2 protein-coding genes are annotated in these 2,617 nt (G+C 49.8%); both read left to right on the top strand.

Annotation, left to right across the window (positions count from 1 at the left end; all coding sequences use genetic code 11):
• The first annotated feature begins 216 nt into the window (after nt 1–216).
• On the top strand, nt 217–1,659 hold the full coding sequence (gene hydA / locus Q4488_RS18640) for a dihydropyrimidinase (RefSeq protein WP_303582090.1): 1,443 nt from the start codon (nt 217–219) through the stop codon (nt 1,657–1,659).
• 92 nt (nt 1,660–1,751) lie between these two features.
• On the top strand, nt 1,752–2,180 hold the full coding sequence (locus Q4488_RS18635) for a DMT family transporter (RefSeq protein ID WP_303582088.1): 429 nt from the start codon (nt 1,752–1,754) through the stop codon (nt 2,178–2,180).
• The last annotated feature ends 437 nt before the right edge of the window (nt 2,181–2,617 follow it).

Genomic DNA, 2,617 nt, shown 5'->3' with positions numbered 1-2,617 from the left:
AACTGGTTCTATCAGTATGGCTGGTTTACCGGCTCTATTCTCGGCGGCATCACCTATTGGTTCTGCGCTCGCAAACAGACCCAGAATATAGTCAATCTAGCCACTCAGAACGATTAATAAAACGCCCCTGCTAGCACGGCAGGGGCTTAGTTTTAAGCATTTTTTAACCGCAGAAATTTATTCTGCCAAACCGAAATACACTGAGGAGTTGTGCCTATGTCCATCATCATTCGTAATGGCACTGTCGTAAACGCCGATCAGACGTTTAGCGCAGATATCTATTGTGAAGAAGGGAAAATTGTTGCCATTGGAACCGATCTCGAGGTACCCGCTGATGCGCAAACCATCGATGCCAGCGGCCAATATGTTATGCCCGGCGGTATCGATCCTCATACCCATATGCAACTACCCTTCATGGGCACTGTCGCCACCGATGATTTTTACACCGGTACGGCAGCAGGCCTCGCCGGCGGTAACACCAGCATTATCGACTTTGTTATCCCCGCACCGCAGGAGTCCCTTCTCGATGCCTATAAAAAGTGGCGTGAATGGGCTGAAAAATCGGCCTCAGACTATAGCTTTCATGTCGCGATTACCTGGTGGGATGACTCGGTCGCGGCAGATATGGAAACGCTCGTCAAAGAGTATGGCGTCAACAGTTTCAAGCACTTCATGGCGTATAAAAATGCCATCATGGCCGATGACGAAACGCTGGTAAAAAGCTTTCGCCGTTGTATGGAATTAGGCGCAATACCTACTGTGCATGCCGAAAATGGTGAGCTTGTCTTCCAACTACAGCAAGAACTGCTGAATAAAGGCATCACCGGCCCAGAAGCCCATCCACTTTCTCGTCCACCGGTGGTCGAGGGTGAAGCCGCTAATCGCGCCATTCAGATCGCTCAGGTGATGGATGTGCCTATCTATATTGTTCATGTCTCCTGTAAAGAATCCCTTGAGGCCATCACTCGCGCTCGCAGTGAAGGTCAGCGCGTCTACGGTGAATGCTTGGCCGGTCACCTTGCTATCGATGATAGTGTTTATCGCAATGAGAGCTTCGAGTTTGCTGCGGCCCATGTCATGAGCCCCCCCTTCCGCTCGAGTGAACACCAAAATGCGCTCTGGAAAGGGCTTCAGGGCGGTAATCTGCATACGACCGCCACCGATCATTGCGCTTTTTGTGCCGAGCAGAAAGCCGCTGGCAAAGACGACTTTACCAAAATACCAAACGGCACCGCCGGAGTAGAAGATCGAATGGCCGTACTGTGGCATGAAGGGGTCAATAGCGGCAAACTGACAATGAATGAGTTTGTCTCTGTCACCTCGACTAATGCGGCCAAGATCTTTAATATCTACCCGCAAAAAGGCGCTATCGTCGTCGGCGCCGATGCTGATATCGTTGTTTGGGACCCCGAAGGCACGCGTACCATTTCAGCTAAAACTCACCATCAAAATGTCGATTTCAACATTTTTGAAGGTAAAACAGTCAAAGGTATCCCGACACACACTGTTAGCCGAGGCAAAGTGGTCTGGGCCAATGGGCAACTCAATGTTGAACCGGGAGCCGGGCGTTATATCAATCGTCCCGCCTTTAATCCCGTGTTTGAAGCTTTAGCGAAACAAGCTGAAAAGCATGCGCCGGTTGCCGTGCAACGCAGCTAATATGACCATCTGACGACGGGGGAGCCTTCCCCCTCACTACCCATTAAGCCACTCATAACGGATACATAAACACCATGATCGTTTGGATAAGTATGCTAATCGTACTGCTCGCCGGTAGCATGCTGCCACTTCAAGCCGGCGTCAACGCACAGCTGGCACGCGCCGGCGGTAGTGCACTGTGGGCATCGGGCATATCTTTTTTCGTGGGTACGTTGACGTTATTGGTGGTGTACAGCAGCCTGCGTCTACCCTGGCCGGCGCTACATGATCTAAAAGCGACTCCGCTATGGGCATGGAGTGGCGGCCTTATGGGCGCATTTTTTGTCACCAGCATGGCCTTCTTTGCACCTAAACTCGGAGCCACCACACTACTGACGCTGATCATTGCGGGTCAGATCATCGCCTCATTACTGCTCGATCACTTCGGCGCTCTGGGCTTTAATGTACATGAGATCAACCCTTGGAGAATTCTCGGCGTCATCTTGATCGCAGCTGGGATTATGCTGGTCCGAAAATTTTAAACTTATCCACAAGGGCCACAACCGCTGGCCCCATCCTCGTTTCATCCTCTTCACCTTTGACCATAAAGCGCACAGCAACAGCGCAAGCCGCACCAATAAACAGCAATATAGCCACTCGACATTTCCATTTTATTTTCACCTCACCAGAAAAAAAACACTCTTAACTACCTGATATTTATGCATCTTTTACAAAAGTTAAAATTATTTTACATCTGGTAAAATAATGGCATATAACCTGCAATCCTCTTACTCAGGACCTTACTGACTCAACAAGAGGAAAAATAATGAGTAGACATACGTCTGGCGCATCAGGCGCCATCAAAGTAGGTGAATTCTATGAACTTGAAACCCGCTCAGATGTCTCCGACAGTGCCCACTACAACGAAGATATCGCGCCGACTCAAGTAAAAGAACGGACCTGGAATGTCTGGAACGTC

Source organism: Amphritea sp. 1_MG-2023, from assembly GCF_030547545.1.
Classification (GTDB): domain Bacteria; phylum Pseudomonadota; class Gammaproteobacteria; order Pseudomonadales; family Balneatricaceae; genus Amphritea.
The sequence above is the reverse complement of the archived record's forward strand: the minus strand, read 5'-3'. Positions and strand labels throughout refer to the sequence as shown.